At 45.4% G+C, this 18254-nt stretch carries 18 protein-coding genes; 11 read left to right on the plus strand and 7 right to left on the minus strand.

What is annotated here, in order from left to right; genetic code table 11:
* Positions 1-3: 3 nt before the first annotated feature.
* Positions 4-636 carry a hypothetical protein gene (locus tag O3C43_16150; GenBank protein MDA1068022.1) on the minus strand — a complete coding sequence of 211 codons (633 nt, stop codon included), beginning with the start codon at positions 634-636 and terminating at the stop codon, positions 4-6.
* 177 nt (positions 637-813) lie between these two features.
* On the opposite strand from O3C43_16150, the gene O3C43_16155 reads away from it, so the two are divergent.
* The gene (locus O3C43_16155; GenBank protein MDA1068023.1) at positions 814-1599 is read left to right on the plus strand and encodes an MBL fold metallo-hydrolase; all 786 of its coding nucleotides are present in this window, start codon (positions 814-816) and stop codon (positions 1597-1599) included.
* An 87-nt stretch (positions 1600-1686) separates the two neighbouring features.
* Here the strand turns inward: O3C43_16155 and O3C43_16160 are convergent, their stop codons facing one another.
* The 3 genes from O3C43_16160 to O3C43_16170 all read right to left on the minus strand — a co-directional run bounded on the left by O3C43_16160 (position 1687) and on the right by O3C43_16170 (position 5498).
* Positions 1687-3483: an SLC13 family permease gene (locus O3C43_16160; GenBank protein ID MDA1068024.1), complete on the minus strand. Its 1797-nt coding sequence runs from the start codon at positions 3481-3483 to the stop codon at positions 1687-1689.
* A gap of 81 nt (positions 3484-3564) precedes the next feature.
* On the minus strand, positions 3565-4497 hold the full coding sequence (cyoE, locus tag O3C43_16165) for a heme o synthase (protein ID MDA1068025.1): 933 nt from the start codon (positions 4495-4497) through the stop codon (positions 3565-3567).
* Positions 4494-5498, minus strand: a complete 1005-nt coding sequence (locus tag O3C43_16170) for a COX15/CtaA family protein (protein MDA1068026.1) — start codon at positions 5496-5498, stop codon at positions 4494-4496. The genes cyoE and O3C43_16170 overlap by 4 nt, the downstream gene beginning before the upstream one ends.
* 229 nt (positions 5499-5727) lie before the next feature.
* Between O3C43_16170 and O3C43_16175 the strand changes: the two genes are divergently transcribed.
* The gene (locus O3C43_16175; protein ID MDA1068027.1) at positions 5728-6591 is read left to right on the plus strand and encodes an SCO family protein; all 864 of its coding nucleotides are present in this window, start codon (positions 5728-5730) and stop codon (positions 6589-6591) included.
* Between the two features lie 215 nt (positions 6592-6806).
* Positions 6807-7340, plus strand: coding sequence for a shikimate kinase (locus tag O3C43_16180; GenBank protein ID MDA1068028.1), 534 nt, complete (start codon positions 6807-6809; stop codon positions 7338-7340).
* Here O3C43_16180 and O3C43_16185 read toward each other — a convergent pair.
* Both O3C43_16185 and O3C43_16190 read right to left on the minus strand, forming a co-directional pair.
* The gene (locus O3C43_16185; protein MDA1068029.1) at positions 7337-7741 is read right to left on the minus strand and encodes a thioesterase family protein; all 405 of its coding nucleotides are present in this window, start codon (positions 7739-7741) and stop codon (positions 7337-7339) included. The genes O3C43_16180 and O3C43_16185 overlap by 4 nt on opposite strands.
* A gap of 14 nt (positions 7742-7755) precedes the next feature.
* Positions 7756-8946, minus strand: a complete 1191-nt coding sequence (locus O3C43_16190) for a glycosyltransferase family 4 protein (protein ID MDA1068030.1) — start codon at positions 8944-8946, stop codon at positions 7756-7758.
* 40 nt (positions 8947-8986) lie between these two features.
* Here O3C43_16190 and O3C43_16195 point away from each other — a divergent pair, with 40 nt between their 5' ends.
* From O3C43_16195 to O3C43_16230, 8 genes are all read left to right on the plus strand, one after another.
* Positions 8987-9862 (plus strand): phosphopantetheine-binding protein, encoded by an 876-nt coding sequence (locus O3C43_16195; protein ID MDA1068031.1) that lies wholly within the window; start codon positions 8987-8989, stop codon positions 9860-9862.
* Between the two features lie 67 nt (positions 9863-9929).
* Positions 9930-11192 carry a beta-ketoacyl-[acyl-carrier-protein] synthase family protein gene (locus O3C43_16200; protein ID MDA1068032.1) on the plus strand — a complete coding sequence of 421 codons (1263 nt, stop codon included), beginning with the start codon at positions 9930-9932 and terminating at the stop codon, positions 11190-11192.
* Positions 11180-11992, plus strand: coding sequence for an SDR family NAD(P)-dependent oxidoreductase (locus O3C43_16205; protein ID MDA1068033.1), 813 nt, complete (start codon positions 11180-11182; stop codon positions 11990-11992). Before O3C43_16200 ends, O3C43_16205 begins: the two co-directional genes overlap by 13 nt.
* A complete protein-coding gene (locus tag O3C43_16210; protein MDA1068034.1) occupies positions 11989-13161 on the plus strand; it encodes a glycosyltransferase in 1173 nt (390 codons plus the stop codon). The genes O3C43_16205 and O3C43_16210 overlap by 4 nt, the downstream gene beginning before the upstream one ends.
* Positions 13158-14369: a glycosyltransferase family 4 protein gene (locus tag O3C43_16215; GenBank protein MDA1068035.1), complete on the plus strand. Its 1212-nt coding sequence runs from the start codon at positions 13158-13160 to the stop codon at positions 14367-14369. The genes O3C43_16210 and O3C43_16215 overlap by 4 nt, the downstream gene beginning before the upstream one ends.
* A 14-nt stretch (positions 14370-14383) precedes the next feature.
* Entirely contained in the window at positions 14384-15448 is a 1065-nt protein-coding gene (locus O3C43_16220; GenBank protein MDA1068036.1) for a glycosyltransferase, read from the plus strand.
* Positions 15445-16671 (plus strand): glycosyltransferase family 4 protein, encoded by a 1227-nt coding sequence (locus O3C43_16225; GenBank protein MDA1068037.1) that lies wholly within the window; start codon positions 15445-15447, stop codon positions 16669-16671. The genes O3C43_16220 and O3C43_16225 overlap by 4 nt, the downstream gene beginning before the upstream one ends.
* 32 nt (positions 16672-16703) lie before the next feature.
* Complete coding sequence (locus O3C43_16230) at positions 16704-17435, plus strand: SDR family oxidoreductase (protein MDA1068038.1); 732 nt, start codon at positions 16704-16706, stop codon at positions 17433-17435.
* Here O3C43_16230 and O3C43_16235 read toward each other — a convergent pair.
* Positions 17432-17986 carry a 4'-phosphopantetheinyl transferase superfamily protein gene (locus tag O3C43_16235; protein MDA1068039.1) on the minus strand — a complete coding sequence of 185 codons (555 nt, stop codon included), beginning with the start codon at positions 17984-17986 and terminating at the stop codon, positions 17432-17434. The genes O3C43_16230 and O3C43_16235 overlap by 4 nt on opposite strands.
* Between the last annotated feature and the right edge of the window lie 268 nt (positions 17987-18254).

Here is an 18254-nt window from a genome sequence, read left to right on the forward strand (position 1 = left end):
TTTTTATAGTAAACGTTCGGATAGATTGTTCAGCGCCTTCCGGGTTTCGTGAAATGATTCGTACAAATCATCGTAAACATCCTGCAGGCCGAATTCTTTTGCCAAAGGGTGATTTCGTGCGGCTTTGAAATGACTTCGTCCCATTTCCTCGTAGTAACGAATCCCTGGAGCAGCCCTTCGTTGTTCTCGCTTGCGGATATGATTTGGAAACAATCCTGAAAGGAACAGCGTTTGGTTTCCCAAATGAGCGTATAAAAAGAAACGATGGTAATAGTCCGCCTTCTCGATTTCTGTAACAATATCCACCAGGTAACGCATGGGAGCTTTAAGTTCTGGAAACGATTTGTTGTGTCTGTCTTCTCGAGTAAAATCTACCAAAAGACTGGCCACATAATCCGACAGTCCTTTGTCATCGACTCCAGCATTAAGCAGGGTCTGCCTCACCAATAAATAAAAGTATAAGTGAGGGGAAATTTCCAGAGTTAGAGATTTATCCTGAACTGCTTTAAAAAGGATTTCCTGGTCAAGAATTGAATCCAGCACTTCAGGATCGAGAAACAGCGACCTGAGTGCTTCTCCTTCTCCCTTTGACGTTTCAAGAGATGATTGAATAAAAGCAAAATCTTGAGCGGACAAACGTGTCCGGCAATTTGGACAAACGAGATTCACATAAAACAACATAAGTTAACCTGCGTTCCAAATATAGTATAAATTTAGTGGACTGGATTTTTATCACTTTCTTGACCGTAAATCTTGCCATGTCCGAAGTTCTAGCTTGTGCAGATCCGGATAATTCATTGGCTTCGCACCTGTATGGAGATCATTTTTATGGGAACGGGGACTTCCCACGGTGTGCCCATGATTGGCTGTAATTGTGAGGTTTGTCTTAGCAGTAATCTCAAGAATCACAGGACTCGTACCTCAATTCATGTACGTGTAGGCGGATATTCGATACAAGTGGATGTGGCTCCTGAATTTCGCCTTCAATGTTTGGCAAATAAAATAACTCAAATCGATTGGGTTGTTCTGACTCACGAGCACGCCGACCATATAGCCGGAATGGATGATCTTCGTCGGTTTGTTGACTTTCGTGACGGTAAGGGAGTCCCTGTTCATGCGTTTTCGGGAGTGTTGGATAGAGTCAAAGAAATTTACCCTTACGCAGTGCGCGATCGTCCAGAGTTTCGCGGGTACCCTGCTTTTATTCCTCATGTAGTAAATCCGCACCAAATTATCGAATTCCCTTGGGGAACCCTCGCTACAACCGTCTTACCTCATGGTCGATTCGATGTAATGGGGTTGGTTTTTACAGAGAACGAAACTGGAAAGCGTTTTACTTATTTCACGGATTGTAAATCTGTCGGCGATCAGCAAAGAGAATTAGCCCGTGGCTCGGATGTGGTGGTATTGGATGGTCTGAGGCAAGATTTGCATCCTACTCATATGAACATCGAAGAAGCTCTTGAGGTAGCTGAGTCTATCGATGCACCTCAGACGTACTTTATTCATATGACCCATCATGTTAATCACGACCAAATGGATGCCGAGCTTCCAGAAAAGGTTAATTTGGCCTATGATGGCTTGCGGATTGAAATTTGATATTTCGCTGACAACAAACGGGTTTGAACTGATAACTTTAATACCTGGATTCTATTTCAATAGGCCGGATCGAAATGCTGCTTTTTCTTAGAACGGCCAGATTTTAGGAATAAGGAAAATGCTCCCACAGAAATACATAAAGTTAAGCGGTAATCCAAATTTTATAAAATCGCTGAATCTATACCCACCCACTCCATAAACGAATGTATTTGTTTGGTAACCGATGGGCGTTGCGAAGCTAGCCGAAGATGCAATCGCTGTAACCACCAGGAATGCCCGGGGGTCAACACCCATAGTAGCAGCAATTGCAATTCCGACGGGAGCGAGTAGTGCAGCGGTCGCATTGTTCGACAATATCTCAGTCAGGACAGAACACATTAAATAAAGTACCGCCAGCATCACATAGGGTTGCCACTCGGTTGGGACAAAGGTGCTAACTCCAGCAATTGCATTATCAGCTAGTAGTTTTGATGCTCCGGTTTCCTGCATGGCCAGGCCCAAGGCCAACATGCCGTAAATCAGAAAAATTATATTCCAGCTTACGGAACCGAATGCTTCTTTTGAGCTGATGCATTTGGTAACCATTAGCACACCAACACCAATAATTGCAGATGCTACGATCGGGAAATTAGTAAAGGTCGTAAATCCCACGATCCCCACAATAGTTGCTAACACAATCGGGATTTTTTTTATTCGACTGCGCGAAGGAACATGCGGTTTGTCGAGGAGAATGATGTCGTTCGAATTTCGTAGTGAACCAATCGCTTGGTCTGTCCCCATCATTAGTAAGGTATCTCCGAACTCGAGCGGCAGCGATTCTAGTTTTTCCCTCACGTTTTTTCCGCGTCGATGTAAGGCAAGTATGATCATTCGGAAGCGTTGTCGGAAATCGATTTCTCCAACGGTTTTGCCTACTATCGACGAGTTAGGACCAATGAAACCTTCGACAATGGATCCTTCAGACGCAGCGATTTGTTCAAGTCCTTCTCCTATTTCTCCAAGGAAATCCAGCCCTTCCACGATTCTCGCTTGAGCTAATCCATGTGGTTTGCAGGCGAGGACCAAGCGATCGCCTGCATGAAGAACCACCTCGTTGAGTTTGTCCGGTATAGAAATGCTCCCACGAAAAATTTCCAAAATTCGGACTCCAGGTGTTTTCAAGATCCGTGTCTCGATCAAGCTCATTCCAGCAATAGGTGAATCGTGATGAATGATCGCTTCAGTAATAAATTCGCGCCTTTCTTCGGGAGATAATATTTGTGTCAGAGTTTCACGGACGGGTAATCGTTTTCTTGAAAACAGAAGCAGATATATTGTGCCAAGTACGAGTAATGGAAGACCAGCTTTTGCCAGTTCAAACATCGAAAACGGAGCTATATCGTAAGACTCTGCAATACCACTAATCAGAATATTTGTGCTCGTTCCCATGAGCGTGCAAACCCCGCCAAAAATTGATGCGTAGGATAGGGGTATGAGTAACTTGGATGCGGGAACATTCATTTGCCGCGCCAAGCTAAGGAGCACGGGCATGAAAATTACAACCACGGGTGTATTATTGATAAAGGCCGAAATGAATGCGACCGATAATATCATCACAAACAGGAATGGAATATATCCAGCCTTGGCGATTTTCTTAAAGTAGCCTGTTAATATTTCAATGGCTCCACATCCTTCTAATCCTGCACTAACCATAAACATCGCCCCGACGGTGACGGGTGCGGGGTTGGATAAAACGGTCAATGCAGTTTGAACGGGTAAAAGACCTAGCGCCAAAATAAGGCCAAATACCGCTATTGCAGTAACTTCGACCGGCACTTTTTCCCAAACAAAGCTAGCTAAAGCAAGTAGCAGAATTGCGAATACCAATACAATATCTTGAGTCATAGGTGATTATTCATTAGATTCTGTTTATGAGGCGAACTTAGGTAGTCCGGAACTGCAGGTAAAGTTTGATTCCTGAGATTTTCAGAATACCCAACGATCTACAACAAGGACCGCAAAAAGCAGGGGTAGGTGAATTATCGACGAGAAAAAGAGATTTCTAGCCGGTTGATCCTTGTCGTTCGCTTTAAAGAACTGCCAGGCCCGAAAACCAATAAACGCACTTAGAGCCGTAGCTCCGATCGCATAAATGGGGCCAGTAATCGACAGTGCTACAGGAACCATCGTAATCGCTATGAGCAGAATTGTATAAATAAGGGCACTGTAACTGATTTTTACCGCCCCATTGTTGGCAAGCACCAGCATGCGGAAACCGCCACGTTGATAATCTTCCCGATACATCCAGGAAATGGCCATGAAGTGCGGCATTTGCCAGGTCAGCAATATACCAAATAAAACCCAACCCAAGGTCGTCACATTGCCTTCCGCCGCCACCCAACCCATCAATGGGGGGATTGCTCCAGGCAATGCACCAATTTCAGTGGAAAGTGGAGTCACGCGTTTGAGTGGAGTATAAATTACAATGTAAATTAACACAGTTGCGAGGCCCAACCAAGCCGTTATCACGTGCGTCCAGACGAACAATATGGCTATTCCCGCGATCGACAAAATGGTTCCCAAGATGAAAGCAGTAGCGGGAAGGATTACTCCTCTTGGCAATGGACGTTGCGATGTGCGTTCCATCAAACTATCTGGTTTGCGCTCATACCATTGGTTCAAAATAGCTGCACCTGCCGCAGCCAGGGAAGTTCCGATAGTTAGCGCAAAAAATACGGGAAGATTTTTTTCTGGGCCCGCAGCGAAATAGCCTAACAGTGCCGTGATAATGGACATCAAGCTAAGTCGGGGCTTCGTAAGTTCGATATAGTCCGCCAATCGGGTTTTTTTAGCCACAGCTTCTGTTGCCACTGTCGAGGATGATTCGATACTTGCCAATTTAGGTTCGCCCAGGCTCATGATTGGGATGGTCCAGGAGTTACCTTTGCAAAGTCAATCGACTCCGGACTGACAGTCATCGGTGCAACTGGTTCTTTCAGGCTTGGTTTAAACTGAAAAAAAGTAATCACCCACGAAATGGCGAATAAGAATGCTCCGACTAGCACATGAACGGTGGTTGGTACTGAGCTCCGATAAGTCCAGATAACCATCGCTCCCAGTGTTACTTGGGTAAATAGCAGGAAAATACCGATCCAGCCCAGGTTTTTAATTCGGACGTCAAGCGCTTTGCTCGTCACCATTTGGGAAGCCCAAAATATATAGCTAAGGAAAATGATTACCGCCATGCACCGGTGTGCGAAATGGATTCCCACTCGAAAATTCCACGACTCTGGAATTAATCCTCCTTCGGGGGTCAAGGGAAAGGTTGGTATGGCCAACCCAGCACCCGAATGTCGCATTATGGCTCCTACGATCAACTGGACGAAAATCAGACCGCAGACGAAAAGCCCCAGCCGTTTAATCTGGTTTGAGATTTCGTAACCGGGATCGCGCCTGGATAGATTGCGGAACCACCATGTCGATTGTCCGGCTGCAATCGAAACCAGCAAACATAGAAACAGATGGGCTACACAGCCATGAATCATCGCAAACTGAATATTATTAAGTAGTACACGAAATCCACCCAAAAGACCTTGCAAGACTACTGCCACTAAGGAGCCAACAGCCAGCATCCTCATCCATCGCCGGCTATCGCGAATCCAGATCCATACCGTCAAGCTAATTGTTAGTATCCCAATGGTTGTTCCGAGAAGGCGGTGGCTGTGTTCGGCTAACATCGCTTTGTCTTCTAACCAGCCTTCTGGATTCAAAGATCCGTTTGAGAGTGGCCAGTCGGGGAATACCATGCCTGCGCCAATCGATGTCGTGAAGCCACCAGCGTAGAGCAAAAAGGTAGTTGAAAATACTACCAATAAGCTAAAAAGCGCGAGTTTTGGCTTATAATCGGCGGTGCGAGACACGGTTTAATTTTTTTATCTTTGGTCCTTTAAAAAAAGAAGAGCATCACCAAGATGAATTTCATGAGGGAAATCAACCTTTAGCCTCCTTAATTTTAGAAAAAGATCGTCAATCGATATTTAGGGTTTCGACTTCGATTTGATTTCAAATTCAATCTTGAGGCGTTTTAAGGTATTCCCTGGCGATTCATTTCATTAGAACTTTTATTCCTCCAGCGCGTCCCAATTGATAATGAGACTGTTCATTTTCCTTAGTTTTACCCTCATTGCTTCCATTTTGCACGCTGATACCCGTTGGGAATTGTTGGGTACTATAGTGGCGATATCCGAAGAAAAACAGGAAATGATTCTGGAGCATCATGGCCTCAAAGGCTTTTCCGAAGAGCCTGGAATGTTGAATGTCGTTGTTTCGGCGGGAGACCTTGCCATTGCAGAAATCGGACGGGAGGTCCGTGGAATCCTTACAAAGACAGACGAAACTTTCAATTTTTCCTCTGTTTGGCCTGCGGATAAAAAAGTTGAACGATCGATGATGCTTATTAATCGAGATCTTACTCGGCCACGAATTGGTCAGAACAAGAAGGGTCTTCTCAAAACAGGCGATGAATTGCCGCGTTTTGCTATGTATAATCAGCTTGGTCACCTGATAACTCCGGCTGATTTGGAGGGCAAACTGGTGTTGTTGAACTTTATTTTCACCAGGAGCACAGTTCAGTCGATGAGTCATGCGGCGACCGATCGACTCGCGGAAATCCAGGCGCGTTTGATCAAAGACGGTCACAGCGATTCCGTGCGGATTATTTCCCTCAGTTTAGATCCTGAATATGACACCCCTGGCGTTAATTATGCGTATCTTAACAGTAGAGGGGTCGATCATGATACTTTTTGGCTTCTTTCCGGATCGGATGCAGCTCTTACCTATCTCAGGAAAGAAATCGGAGTAGTCGCCAGTCCGAGCCAGAAAACAATTATTAACCACTCCATGGTAACCTTGATTGCCGACCGTGAAGGAAAGATATTTTATCGCAAGCCTGGGAGTCGTTGGGACGTAGACGAAATTTACAATCGTCTGGAAATACTGCTGACATCCCCATAATCGGGTCAGCCAAAGGTAATGCCATTCCATCCCCAATGGATGCAGTCCGGAAGCCGATCCTCTACGAGTCCGAGCGAACTTAATTCGAGACTGGCCGATTTTTATTAATCAGTGATAGGAGCGGCCTAATAAAAGTGGATTTCAATCCGGTTGTGTAGTTGATAATGGGGTAAAGGATTCTTGAAATATAATTCAATCGCCTACAAATAACTCTCATGTCTTCTAGCTCCAAACCAAACATCTACCTCGTCGGTTTTATGGGAACCGGAAAGTCGACCATTGGTCGGCAGCTTGCTGAACGGTTGCGCTACAAGTTTCTCGATAGTGATGATGAGATCGAAAGGAATGCCGGGATGACCATTCCAGATATTTTCAAGAATCAAGGCGAGCCGGTGTTCAGAAGTATGGAAAAGACGTTTGCAGAAACAGGTCACCCATCTGAAGGCTGTGTCGTTTCTTGCGGCGGGGGACTCATTTTTCAGGAAGGCTTGAAAGAGCTGCTTAAAGAAAAAGGTATGGTAATAAGTCTATTTGCTTCCGCTGAAACGATCTATGAGCGAACTCGGACCAACGCCAATCGACCGCTTTTAGCTGTCGAGGATCCAATGGGTGAAATTCAAACTTTGTTAGAAAAACGACTTCCCGTTTACCGGGAAGCTGGCATTGGCGTTCTCACAGACGGTCGGACGATGAATGAGATTGTTGATCACATTGCCCGTATTTACTCGCGCAGGCTAGCTTCCTCTTAGGCTGTCATCGCTTTTTTAAACCCCGAGAGATAATACTTGGGTGGTCGGACCGGTGTGCCATCTTTATTGATAAAAGCATGTCCACTAGTGCCAGTTGCTAGCAAAGTCCCTTCCCTGTAAACCTCGTATTCAATTCGGATCCGCACGTTTGGCATTTCTTTGACCATACAGACAATAGTAAGGCAATCGTCGAAAAACGCAGGTTGCTTGTATCTTGCTGAAACATCGAGAACGGGAAGGAAATAGCCGTCCTGTTCAAGCTGTTTGTAAGGCATAGCGAGTCCATCAAGCATTTCAATTCGTGCGAGTTCGAACCAGCTGAAGTAATTGCCATGGTGGGCAAATCCCATGGCATCGGTTTCCACATAACGTACACGGATGTTCGTTTCAGATCGAATCATGGGTCCTTTGACTGCTAAGTCTCGAAAACAATTTCTTCGCGGCTAAAAAGCATTTCAACCGATTTATCCCACCTATATTTACCGACCCACCTTCGTCCGGCTTCACCCATGGTTGTTCGAAGTTCCGGATCTTCAATCAGTTTGATAAAAGCGTTTGCGAGTGCTGGCTTATTGCCAGGAGCCACGAGTAGACCTGTTTTATTATGGGCAACTGCGTCAGAAACACCCCCAATGTGGCTTGCCACCACAGGCAATCCATGTGCTGAAGCTTCTAAATATACTAAACCGAATCCTTCGATGCTTTTTTTGTAATGAATACTGGTCATTGCAAAAATATCTGCTTGTTCATAGACTTCCCGCAAACGGGTGTCATCCAGCTGCCCTAACATTTTAACGGTGATTTCGGATTTATCCATCAGGCTTTGAATCTCATTCTGGTAGTCGATGTGTTTTCCATTCCCCACCATCCAAAATTCAATTTTGGCTTTTATGTGATCCGGTAGAAGATTCAGGGTCTTCAAAATGAATGTTTGCCCCTTTCGAGGGTGTAATCGCCCAACGGTAAGGATGATCACCTTGTCCTTATCGGGCGCTTTGCGGTGCTTGGTTCCCACAAAGTCCGATCGCAATGCACAGGGAGTTAATACGGTTTTGTGACTGGCTTCGGGAAAATGAGAAACAAGTAATCGGTGAGTATAGGTCGAAACCGCACTTACCCGATCGGCTTTACGTATCAGTTTTTTCAGCAACATCCGGTGATGAATTTTCCCGTGATAATTGAGGATTTCAGAGCCGTGGAATGTCAGGTAAAGTCTTCCTGGCTTAAACGCCTTGAAAAACTGCAAGTAGAGCATCGCTGAAATGGGTCCTGGTTCAGGCAGGTAAACGATCGCATTTCTTAAATCTCGTCGTTTTTCAATGATCTCCCGGCTGGTTGTCATCAAGCAGGAGAGATCCTGGGTTCCTTTCATGTCTAAACGGCGAACTTTAAACGGCCATGGCTTTTCAGCCACCTCACCTCCATTTTCGGGGGCCCAAACTTCAACATCGAAGCCTTGCTGGCTGCAGGATAAAGCCATTTCCTCAGTGAATGTCGCTATCCCCCCTTTTTGAGGGTGGAATTCATGAGTCAGTATAAAAAGTGGCTGTGATTTGCGTTTCAATCCTTGGGGAGAATGCGCGCCTCTATTTTGCAAAATAAGCATTTACAATAGGCATGAAGCGAAAATAGTTGGCTTATTACAAATGAATTCTGGGATTGAAATTGAAACTGTTGCGGTAGCACCGTTATCAGAGGATGAGCGGGAAGAGCTAGCAGATAGTTTGAAACGGTGTACCGAGGAAACTCGGGAAGCAGCATTTCAGTTTCGGGAGACCGGGCAGCTAATCTTGCTGCCTGTAATAATCCTGGGAATTATTGAGCGTTTTCTGGAACCGGAGATTAGGCCCAAGCTTAGAGAAGGTGACGGGTCCTTAAAACTGATCGACGATCTGGGGATTGATTCTCTTACGATGATGGAGATTATCGTATTAGTTGAAGAATCGCTCGATCTATCCATCGATAATGAAGAATTGCGCGATCTTCGAACACTTGATGACGTCCGCATATTCCTGGATGCCAAGATTCGAAACATCCCCGTTCCTGAAAAAAACAAGCATTTTAGCGTTGAAGCGATTCTAGCCGCAATTCCCCACCACGTTCCCTTTCTTTTCTTGAACGAAGTGTCTTTAGGGAAAGACGAAGCCATCGGGAGCTATACCATTTCTGGACTCGAAGATTTTCTAAAAGGACATTTTCCCGAGAACCCTGTTTTCCCTGCAAGCATCATGCTGGAAGCTCTGGGGCAGTTGGCCGTTTTCTACCTTGTCACCACCCATGCCAGTGATTCCGGACAATCCGTTGATCCAAAGAAAATTTTCTTCACCGGATGCGAAGCTGTGCGTTGCCAACGGATGTGTGTTCCTGGAGAAACCTTGACCCTTTCGATCAAACCGAGAGGTTTCCGGCACCCAATCGCCAAATTTGAGGGCAAGATCACCGTTAATGGAGAGACTGCGGCCTGGGCTGAAGATATTAGCCTCACCTTCGATTGGACTTCAGACTCCGATAACTCGGTGTAAGCAGTAAATATGTGCTTGCCTGTCTGAATGGTGAGCGGTGACCATTGCCGACTGCTTTGTCTGCTTTATGTCACGCGTATTTGTCACAGGTTTGGGTTTTATTTCTAGTATCGGAAACGATGAAGACACTGTCGTTGATAATCTTAGGAATTTAAAACACGGCATTGAGCTTTTCGAACCACTTCAAGTGCCCGAGTCTCCGGTTAAGCTCGCTGCACCGGTCAAGGATTTCGACGTTGAATCCTACGACCCGGAAGATTGGGTTTATCCGGCGAAGTATAAACTTCGTAGAGAAACACTGCGTAGTTTTTCGCCTCATGTTTTGTACGCTTATTGTTCGATGAAGCAGGCGATCGAGAGTGCCAATTTAGAACCATCGGATGTCTCAAATATTGATACCGGAATCTATACCGCTTCCGCAGGGTCTTCCCGCTTTTTGCATAAGAGTTTGGAGAAGATGTACAATCGGGGAATCATGCGCTGTAATCCCTTGAATATTGTTTCATCTGTCGCAGGAACCGTAAGTTTTAATTTAGTATCTAACTTTCAGATTCAGGGAGTATCCACCGGATTTGCATCTGCTTGTGCTTCTTCAGGGCATGCGTTGGGATTCGCATTCGAGGAAATTCGCCGCGGAAAACAAAAGCGGATGTTCGTTGTTGGTGCCGAAGATTGTAATTTCGATAGTATTGTGCCCTTTGCAGTCATGCGTGCGCTTAGCCTCTCGACTGATCCGGATTCGGCTGCCCGGCCTTTTGATAAAAATAGACAAGGCTTCGTTTCTTCAGGAGGAGGAGTGACCATGGTACTTGAATCGGAAGATGAAGTCGCTCGGCGCGGAGCAACTGTCTACGGCGAGATCATTGGTTGGGGACAGGCATCTGACGGATACAATGTGGCTATCTCTCATCCTGATGGACGGGGATTACAAAATGCCATGAAATTGGCGCTTAAAGATGCCGAATTAGCTTTGGATAACATTGGTTACCTCAATGCTCATGCACCTTCTACTCCAATTGGTGACTTGTCTGAAGTGATTGCAATGAAGGAGGTCTTTGGCCCGAATACGAGTCCGATGATAAGTAGTACCAAGGCGCTGACGGGACACGGATTGTCCCTTTCCAGCTTACTCGAATCTAGTATTTGCATGGTGGCTTATAAACATGGGTTTGTTCCGGGATCTGCCAATATTGATGAACTGATGCAAGAGGCGGAAGGCCTCAATATTATCCGTAAATCCATCGAGGAAAGACCTGAATATATTATGAGCAATAGCAGTGGCTTTGGCGGTGCGAACATTTCGCTTATTTTCCGTTCATGCCAGAGTTAGGGGAACACTACACTCGAGCATTGATCACTGGTGCGAGTTCGGGATTGGGGCATGCATTTTCGGAGGCCTTAATGAATCAGGGTATTGCTGTTTTGGGAACGTCGCGGAATTCAAGTGGCCTGATCCAGCATCCATCTTTTACGCCGGTTGACCTTGATTTGATAGAGGAAAAAAATCTTCAAGCCTGGTTTAATGAATGGGATGAAAAAATCGGTGGCTTTGACTTGGTTATAAATAATGCTGGTTTTGCGGCGTTTGGTACTACGAGCGAAATTCAGGTTGAGCACATTGAGGAGCAGCTACAGGTGTTATTGCATGGCCCGATCCAGCTTGCTTCAGCAGCGGTTACGGCCATGCGAAAGCGTGAAAAGGGTTGTTTGGTTAATGTGTCTTCGGTTGCTGGCGAGATGTGGATTCCTTATATGTCCATTTATAACTCAGCCAAAGCCGGACTCTCCGCATTTTCCCAATCTTTGATGTTGGAGTCACCTGAGAATCCTCCGTGGATAATTGATTTTAGACCTGGCGATTACCGTACCGCTTTCAACCAAAACATTAGGAGAACGGAGGAGAAAAATGAACTCGTTGAACATATGTGGAAAAAAATGGAGGACGCTATGTGTAAGGCGCCGAGTGCTTCGATCGCTGGAGAAGATCTGCTGTCCGCTCTTCGAAAATTTACGCATTGCACCAGCTATTCGGGAACCTTTGTTCAAACAAGGATTGCTTCTATGCTTAGCCGACTTTTGCCTAATGCCCTCAAAAGAAAAGTCCTCCGCAGATACTACAAATTACCGTGAGTCAACGTCCTCTCAGAATTCTTGTCCTTACTTCCCGCACCGGTGGCGGGCATGATGCCCGCGCCAGCGCATTTGAAGCCTGGTGCAACAAACTCTACGATGGAAATGTGGAGATTCGAATCGAACGACCTTTGGAGGAAGCTTCTCCGATAACTCACTTCGGGGTAGGGGTTTATAATTTCATCCAGAAGTACGCTCCTATGTTACACAATCCTTACTGGTGGATTGTGGAGATTTTCGGATATCTGCAGCGTAACAAGATACAATTTGGAAGAGCGTTTTTTGTGCAGCTACTTAAAGACTTCCGACCTCATCTGGTATTTAGCGTGCACGATTTCCTTAATCGCGGGTATTTCCAGGCAGCACGTCGCGTATTAGGAGACAAAGTGCGCTGTGCTACCTACTGTGGGGAGTTTTCTGGTGGGTTTGGCTATAGTAAGAATTGGGTGGAACCGTCCGCAGATCTTTATTTTTCCCGGACCAAAACAGCTCAGGATTATGCTATTCAGCTTGGTATGTCACCCAAACGTTGTTTTGTGCGAGGCAACCTGATGCATCCATCGGTTTATGAAGGTATCATGAATGGCAAAGAGCGGCGTGATTTTCTTGTAAACGACCTTGGATTGTCGCCCAGGAAATTTACCGTTTTTCTAACCGCTGGAGGAATGGGCTCAAATAATCATTTGGAAATGTTGCGGGTCCTTAAACGCTACTCGAGTCGGGTTCAGGCTATTTTGGTGTGTGGAAGAAATCCTGGATTGGTGTCACGTATTCACGATTGGCATCGGCAATATTCGGATTTCCAATTGTATGTGGAAGGTTATTCAATGCGAATGCCACAGCTGATTCAGGTGAGTGACGCTATTGTCAGTCGTGGGGCCACTACTTGTGCTGAGGCGCTCTTCTTTGGTGTCCCGATTATTTATAATACCATTGGGGGAATCATGCCTCAGGAGCGATTGACCTTTAAATATTTCTACCGTGCCGGTGCCGCTGTTCGCATTGCGAATCTTGATGACCTGAATTACCAATTGGGTCTATGGCAAGGTCACAAACGTGAGTACGCACTTATGCAAGAGCGTTGTCGTCAAATTGGAGTGGTGGAAGATCCAACGAAGTTAATCAATGAACTAATCGGGTTAGCCAAAGATGCTGCCGCGGAGGAATGAAACCGCTGAAGATACTCTATATTTGCACGACCTTCCCGAAGCTGAGTGAACAATTCATTCAACGAGAGGTGGATGGTCTGCGGAAAGAGCCTATCGATCTGGAGATCGTATCGATGTGGGGAGGAGAAAACTTGTATAAAGGAGTCTTGATCCGGACGTTTCCTAAGTGGAAATTACTGAAGCTCATTTGGACTTTGCCGTGGGCGATTCTGAGGAGACCTGGCATACTGGTATCTAGACTGAAAAAGTTTTTCTCAGGAAAACCACCCTCGCCGGTTAATTTCTTTGAGACGCTTTTAGGCTATGGCTTTGCTTTGTCACATTGGATAAATGTAAAGCGAGATCCACCGGATCTTATTCACGGTATTTGGGCGACTTCACCCGTGTCTGCCGCACAACTGCTAAGTGGCCTTACAGGTGTACCATTTTCTATGGGAGCACATGCTTTTGATGTTTTTGAAGACGGTGGAGACTGGCATCTCAAAGAAAAGTTGGATGAGGCAAAAATGGTTCACTCTTCTTCCGTGAGCACCCAACGCCAGTTGCTTCGACTTGGTGCGGATAAAGAGAAGCTCCGCGTTGTTAGACGAGGATTAACGGACTACCCCGATTTGAAGCCTATGCGTAAGAATAGACGTCCCATCCGATTGATTTCTGTAGGCCGACTTGTGGAGAAGAAGGGATTTTTTTACCAAATCGATATTCTTAAAGCGCTTAAAAAGAAAGGAGTTCCCTTTCAGGCGAGGATAGTAGGGAGTGGGGAATTGGATGGACCGTTACGTGATTATCGAGACAAATCAGGACTCCACAACGAATTGGAATTTTGGGGAAAGTTAACGTTCGAGGACGTTCAGGAGCAGTTGATTTGGGCAGACCTATTTCTATTCACTGGGCAGGTAAGTTCCAAGGGTGACCGTGACGGTCTTCCGAATGTGATAGGTGAAGCCATGGCTCATGGGGTGGCTGTGTTGACTACCGATGTGGGCGCAACTACCGAGGCAGTGGAGCATGCTCAAACAGGAATGATTCTTTCAGCGGATAGTACTGTTGATTGGGTAGAGACTATTGAAAACCTGGTTACAGATGACCCGCTGATGGGAAAACTCAGAGAAAATGGTCGGAAATGGGTGGAAGAGCATTTCGATGCGCAAAAAAATGCCCGCAAGCTTTTTGATGCTTTCCAGTTTGCTGTCTGTGAACGTTCGTAATCAACTGTGACCTTATGCGGCTTTTCTACGACATTACCAAATCAGCTTCCGCTCGTCAGTTATCGGGGTTGATACGCGTATCGAACAGGCTGATGCAAGCATTGGAAGCTGATTCAAATGTATCCCTTGTGCCAGTGATGTGGCATCCCAGGAAACAAGTATTTACCGACACGTCCAAACGGAGAGCTGTCGATATTCTGGCCGAGGATTGTTTCCTTACTCCAGAAGTGTTTTCTTCGAATGATCGCCCGGGTTATTACGAGGCTCTTAAAAAAACTGGAGTTTTTACTTCGGCGATTTTTCACGATGCCATTCCTCTGCAGCTACCAGAAATCACCTGGCCCCAAAGCGTAGCACGTCATCCAGCCTACATGAGCGATCTTGGGCAATTCGACCATGTATTCAGTGTGTCGGGATGTAGTCAAAGGGATCTACTCGAATACTGGAAAGGGTTAACCCCATCCAAGTATCCTACGACTTCCACGCTACTACTCGGATCGGACTTTTTCGATAAATCTGAAACTCCATTTTGCCATAAACCACAGGAAGTTCCTCTTCTTTTGTGTATCGGAATTTTGGAACCTCGCAAAAACCAGGATGGATTGTTGAGGATTGCCTGTGACCTTTGGGATCAGGGATTAAAATTTGAATTGCACTTTGTCGGGCGTGTAAATCCACACTTTGGTAAGCCAATTGAGAAAAAAATTAAATTGGCTAAGAAATCAGGCTATCCTGTTTTTCTCCATTCGAAACAGAATGACAAATTGTTGCTCGTATTGTATTTGAAGGCTCGGTTTACCGTTTTCAATTCGATTGCCGAAGGTTTTGGGTTACCTGTTGTCGAATCTCTTTGGTTGGGTGTCCCCTGTTTGTGTCGGACCTTACCGAGTTTAAAAGAATGGTCGCTTGAGTCCGCATGTAAATTTTATGAATCGAATGATGAGCTTAAGGATAGTTTGGAAAATTGGTTATTAAATCAATTCGCTTACAACGAGGCGTTGCAAGCGACCAAAACATTGTCGCTTCCCACCTGGAAGAACTCCGCTGAAATAATCGTTGAACGCTTAAAATTGAGATGAAGCCGCTCAAGTGCCTGGCTATCACGAACTCTTATCCCCCTGATCATGCTGGTGGTTACGAGTTGGGAGCCTGTAATCTTCTTGAAACATTGGCAAAGCACTTTGTCTGGGAAAACACAGTGGTTGCATCTGTTCGAAAGGAAAAGTCTCACTTAACGTCCTCAACTCAGTTGACCGGATTTTTCCCTGGAAAGCTCGGACCTGAATTTCAGAAATGGCGAACGAAACGTGCTCTAATTCGGAATCACACCAGGATTGTTTCCGAATTAAAAGCTGAAGCGAATGAGGCAGATCTTATTTTTATTTTTAATCCTCGACGACTTGTTCTTCCTGAATGGACGTCCGTGTTTGAGCTTGATAAACCCATCTTTGTGTTTGTGTCAGATTTTTGGCCGCAAGATCCTTGGGGGACAGATATTTTTCATAGTCGGTGTCCGATAAATGCCATCAACCAATTAAAGGATTCTGAGCTGAGAGCTCTCTACTCATCTGTTCCAAAACCTATTCAATTTTTTTCCAAATTCAGCGGTGCCATATTTGGCAGTGAGTTTATGAAAGAGACTCATGCTGAGACTTTTTCTTCGATTAAGAATCAAAGTATGGCTCATTGGGGAATCGATATCGATGCATTTCCTGAAGTGCCGTTTTCTTCTGAGAGATTGAAAACATTTGGGTTTTGTGGCCGTCCTGAGAAAGAAAAAGGATTGGATCTAGCCTTGGATGCCTTTCTTGAAATTTCTGCCGATGATGATGATCTTCGATTCCTGATCGCGTCTGATCTCCCTGGCAGTCGATATGGAAGATCTATAATTAAGAAAATTTCTTCAGATCCTAAGCTTGCAAGTAGAGTAACACTCTTGGGTCATATCCCTCACGCTAAATTACACAACGAATTTTATTCAAAAATTGGAGTCCTTTTATTTCCAAGTGTGTGGAGAGAGCCCTTTGCTTTGACAGTCTTGGAAGCGATGGCGTCGGGCGTATTAGTGGTTGCCTCGAATACTGGAGGGACACCAGAGATTGTGGATCTGAGCACCGGGTATTCCTTTGATCCGCAAATCGATGGCTCTTTAGTCAAAGCATGCCGTGACCTTTTAAAAACTCCCGATGGAAACCGGGAGCGAATTCAGCGAGGAACCCAACGTATTCGCTCCAATCATTCGCTTCCGTTCATGGCTGAAATGGTTAATGACTTTATTCGATACACGCTTTACGGTTCCTAATCCAATTTTTTAGAAACACATTCCCATACGATATGCATTCACTTAAAAATAAAGTTGCTGTGATAACCGGAGCCAGCAGCGGAATTGGAGCTGCCATTGCGAAAGTGTTCGCTGCTGAAGGTGTTCAGGTGGTTCTTGCCGCTAGATCAAAAGAAAAAATTGAAAATCTCGCTTCCGAAATAAACGAATCTGGCGGAATTGCCAAAGCTGTGGAGACGGATGTGACCGATGAAGCGGCTGTCATAAATCTTTTTGAGTCTGTTGGAAAATATTTCGATTCGTTAGACATTCTGATTAATAACGCAGGAATAGGAATGGGTGGTCCTATTGAGGAACTTACATTTGAAACCTGGCGCAAGGTTTTGAGCGTAAATCTCGATGGAGCGTTTCTTTGTGCTCGTGAGGCTTTTAGGATTATGAAACCGCAAGGCCGTGGCCGGATTATCAACATTGGAAGCGTCTCGGCGAAAATGCCTCGAGTTCACTCCGCTCCTTACACAACCTCAAAATTTGCGCTTGAAGGACTCACCCGTTCTTTGGCGCTCGATGGTCGAGCTTACGGAATTTCCGTAGGAGTCCTACAACCAGGTAATACAAAGACAGCGATTTGGGAGGGTAGGGAAGAAGCTGCAGCAGCAGAGGGAGTAATGAACGCCTACGATCTCGCTCGTGTGGCTTTAGCCATGATTACACTTCCTGATGGTGTTTCAGTACTGGAAAGTACGGTGTTACCCATAAGTATGCCATTCCTGGGTCGTGGTTAGTCGGCGCGTTCAGTCCATGCTAGCGAGTGTCCCGGGATATCATCCGTCCACCAAACGATAGGATATTCATTTTCTTCCGATGAATTGAAGTTCAATTCAATACCTTTTGGGTCCTGCATAAACCCAGTTCCTTCAGCTTTTAAGAAAGCTTCTTTGCAACTCCAATGTCTGTAGAATTGTTCCAGATCAGGGTTTCCTTCACTTGGTACTACGGATGTATTTTCGAGCTCCGAGTATACGATTCGTGAGATCCCTTCGAAGTCCTTTAGATCCTTTTTCTCTTCAACATCAATCCCAACAGACTTAGTTCCGATGATAATTGCGATCCATTGTCCACTGTGAGAGAGGTTATATTCGAGTGGTTTTACCCCGGCTTTATTAGATAAATATGGTTTATGGTGTTCTGTTTCTGAAAAAGCGAAATCGTCGTAGTTTATCTCATAGCGGTTCTTTAGTATGAGATGAAGTGCCGCGTGTGTTGTTACAAATAATTGTTTAGCACCCTTGTGTTTGAATCTTTCAGCTCTAGCTAATTCCGCGGAGGTGAGCATTGAATACATCCGTTGATCCTCCATTGACTCAGCCTGGGTAGAGAAACACCAAATCGATGTTTTATTCGTTGCATCAATTGTTATGCTAGGTGCGAAGTTCCCTCGTAGCAAAGTGAGATTGCCCCGAAAAATGGAGACCCGTTGTGCTTAGGTTATAATTTAGATTCATTTGATTCGTTGATGTCAAATCCTATGGCAGCCCCCGCGGGGGCTGCCATAGGATTGGCGGTATTCTCTTGGGCTCATTGAGCCTAAAGCAGTATGGATT

This window comes from Verrucomicrobiota bacterium, from assembly GCA_027622555.1.
Lineage (GTDB): Bacteria > Verrucomicrobiota > Verrucomicrobiia > Opitutales > UBA2995 > UBA2995.

What these genes read in the sequence shown, in the direction of transcription:
- O3C43_16155 (MDA1068023.1), top strand. Translation starts at nt 814, where the DNA reads ATGGAGATCATTTTTATGGGAACGGGGACTTCCCACGGTGTGCCCATG.
- O3C43_16160 (MDA1068024.1), bottom strand. Translation starts at nt 3,483, where the DNA reads ATGACTCAAGATATTGTATTGGTATTCGCAATTCTGCTACTTGCTTTA.
- cyoE (MDA1068025.1), bottom strand. Translation starts at nt 4,497, where the DNA reads ATGAGCCTGGGCGAACCTAAATTGGCAAGTATCGAATCATCCTCGACA.
- O3C43_16175 (MDA1068027.1), top strand. Translation starts at nt 5,728, where the DNA reads ATGAGACTGTTCATTTTCCTTAGTTTTACCCTCATTGCTTCCATTTTG.
- O3C43_16180 (MDA1068028.1), top strand. Translation starts at nt 6,807, where the DNA reads ATGTCTTCTAGCTCCAAACCAAACATCTACCTCGTCGGTTTTATGGGA.
- O3C43_16185 (MDA1068029.1), bottom strand. Translation starts at nt 7,741, where the DNA reads ATGATTCGATCTGAAACGAACATCCGTGTACGTTATGTGGAAACCGAT.
- O3C43_16190 (MDA1068030.1), bottom strand. Translation starts at nt 8,946, where the DNA reads ATGCTTATTTTGCAAAATAGAGGCGCGCATTCTCCCCAAGGATTGAAA.
- O3C43_16195 (MDA1068031.1), top strand. Translation starts at nt 8,987, where the DNA reads ATGAATTCTGGGATTGAAATTGAAACTGTTGCGGTAGCACCGTTATCA.
- O3C43_16200 (MDA1068032.1), top strand. Translation starts at nt 9,930, where the DNA reads ATGTCACGCGTATTTGTCACAGGTTTGGGTTTTATTTCTAGTATCGGA.
- O3C43_16205 (MDA1068033.1), top strand. Translation starts at nt 11,180, where the DNA reads ATGCCAGAGTTAGGGGAACACTACACTCGAGCATTGATCACTGGTGCG.
- O3C43_16215 (MDA1068035.1), top strand. Translation starts at nt 13,158, where the DNA reads ATGAAACCGCTGAAGATACTCTATATTTGCACGACCTTCCCGAAGCTG.
- O3C43_16220 (MDA1068036.1), top strand. Translation starts at nt 14,384, where the DNA reads ATGCGGCTTTTCTACGACATTACCAAATCAGCTTCCGCTCGTCAGTTA.
- O3C43_16225 (MDA1068037.1), top strand. Translation starts at nt 15,445, where the DNA reads ATGAAGCCGCTCAAGTGCCTGGCTATCACGAACTCTTATCCCCCTGAT.
- O3C43_16230 (MDA1068038.1), top strand. Translation starts at nt 16,704, where the DNA reads ATGCATTCACTTAAAAATAAAGTTGCTGTGATAACCGGAGCCAGCAGC.
- O3C43_16235 (MDA1068039.1), bottom strand. Translation starts at nt 17,986, where the DNA reads ATGCTCACCTCCGCGGAATTAGCTAGAGCTGAAAGATTCAAACACAAG.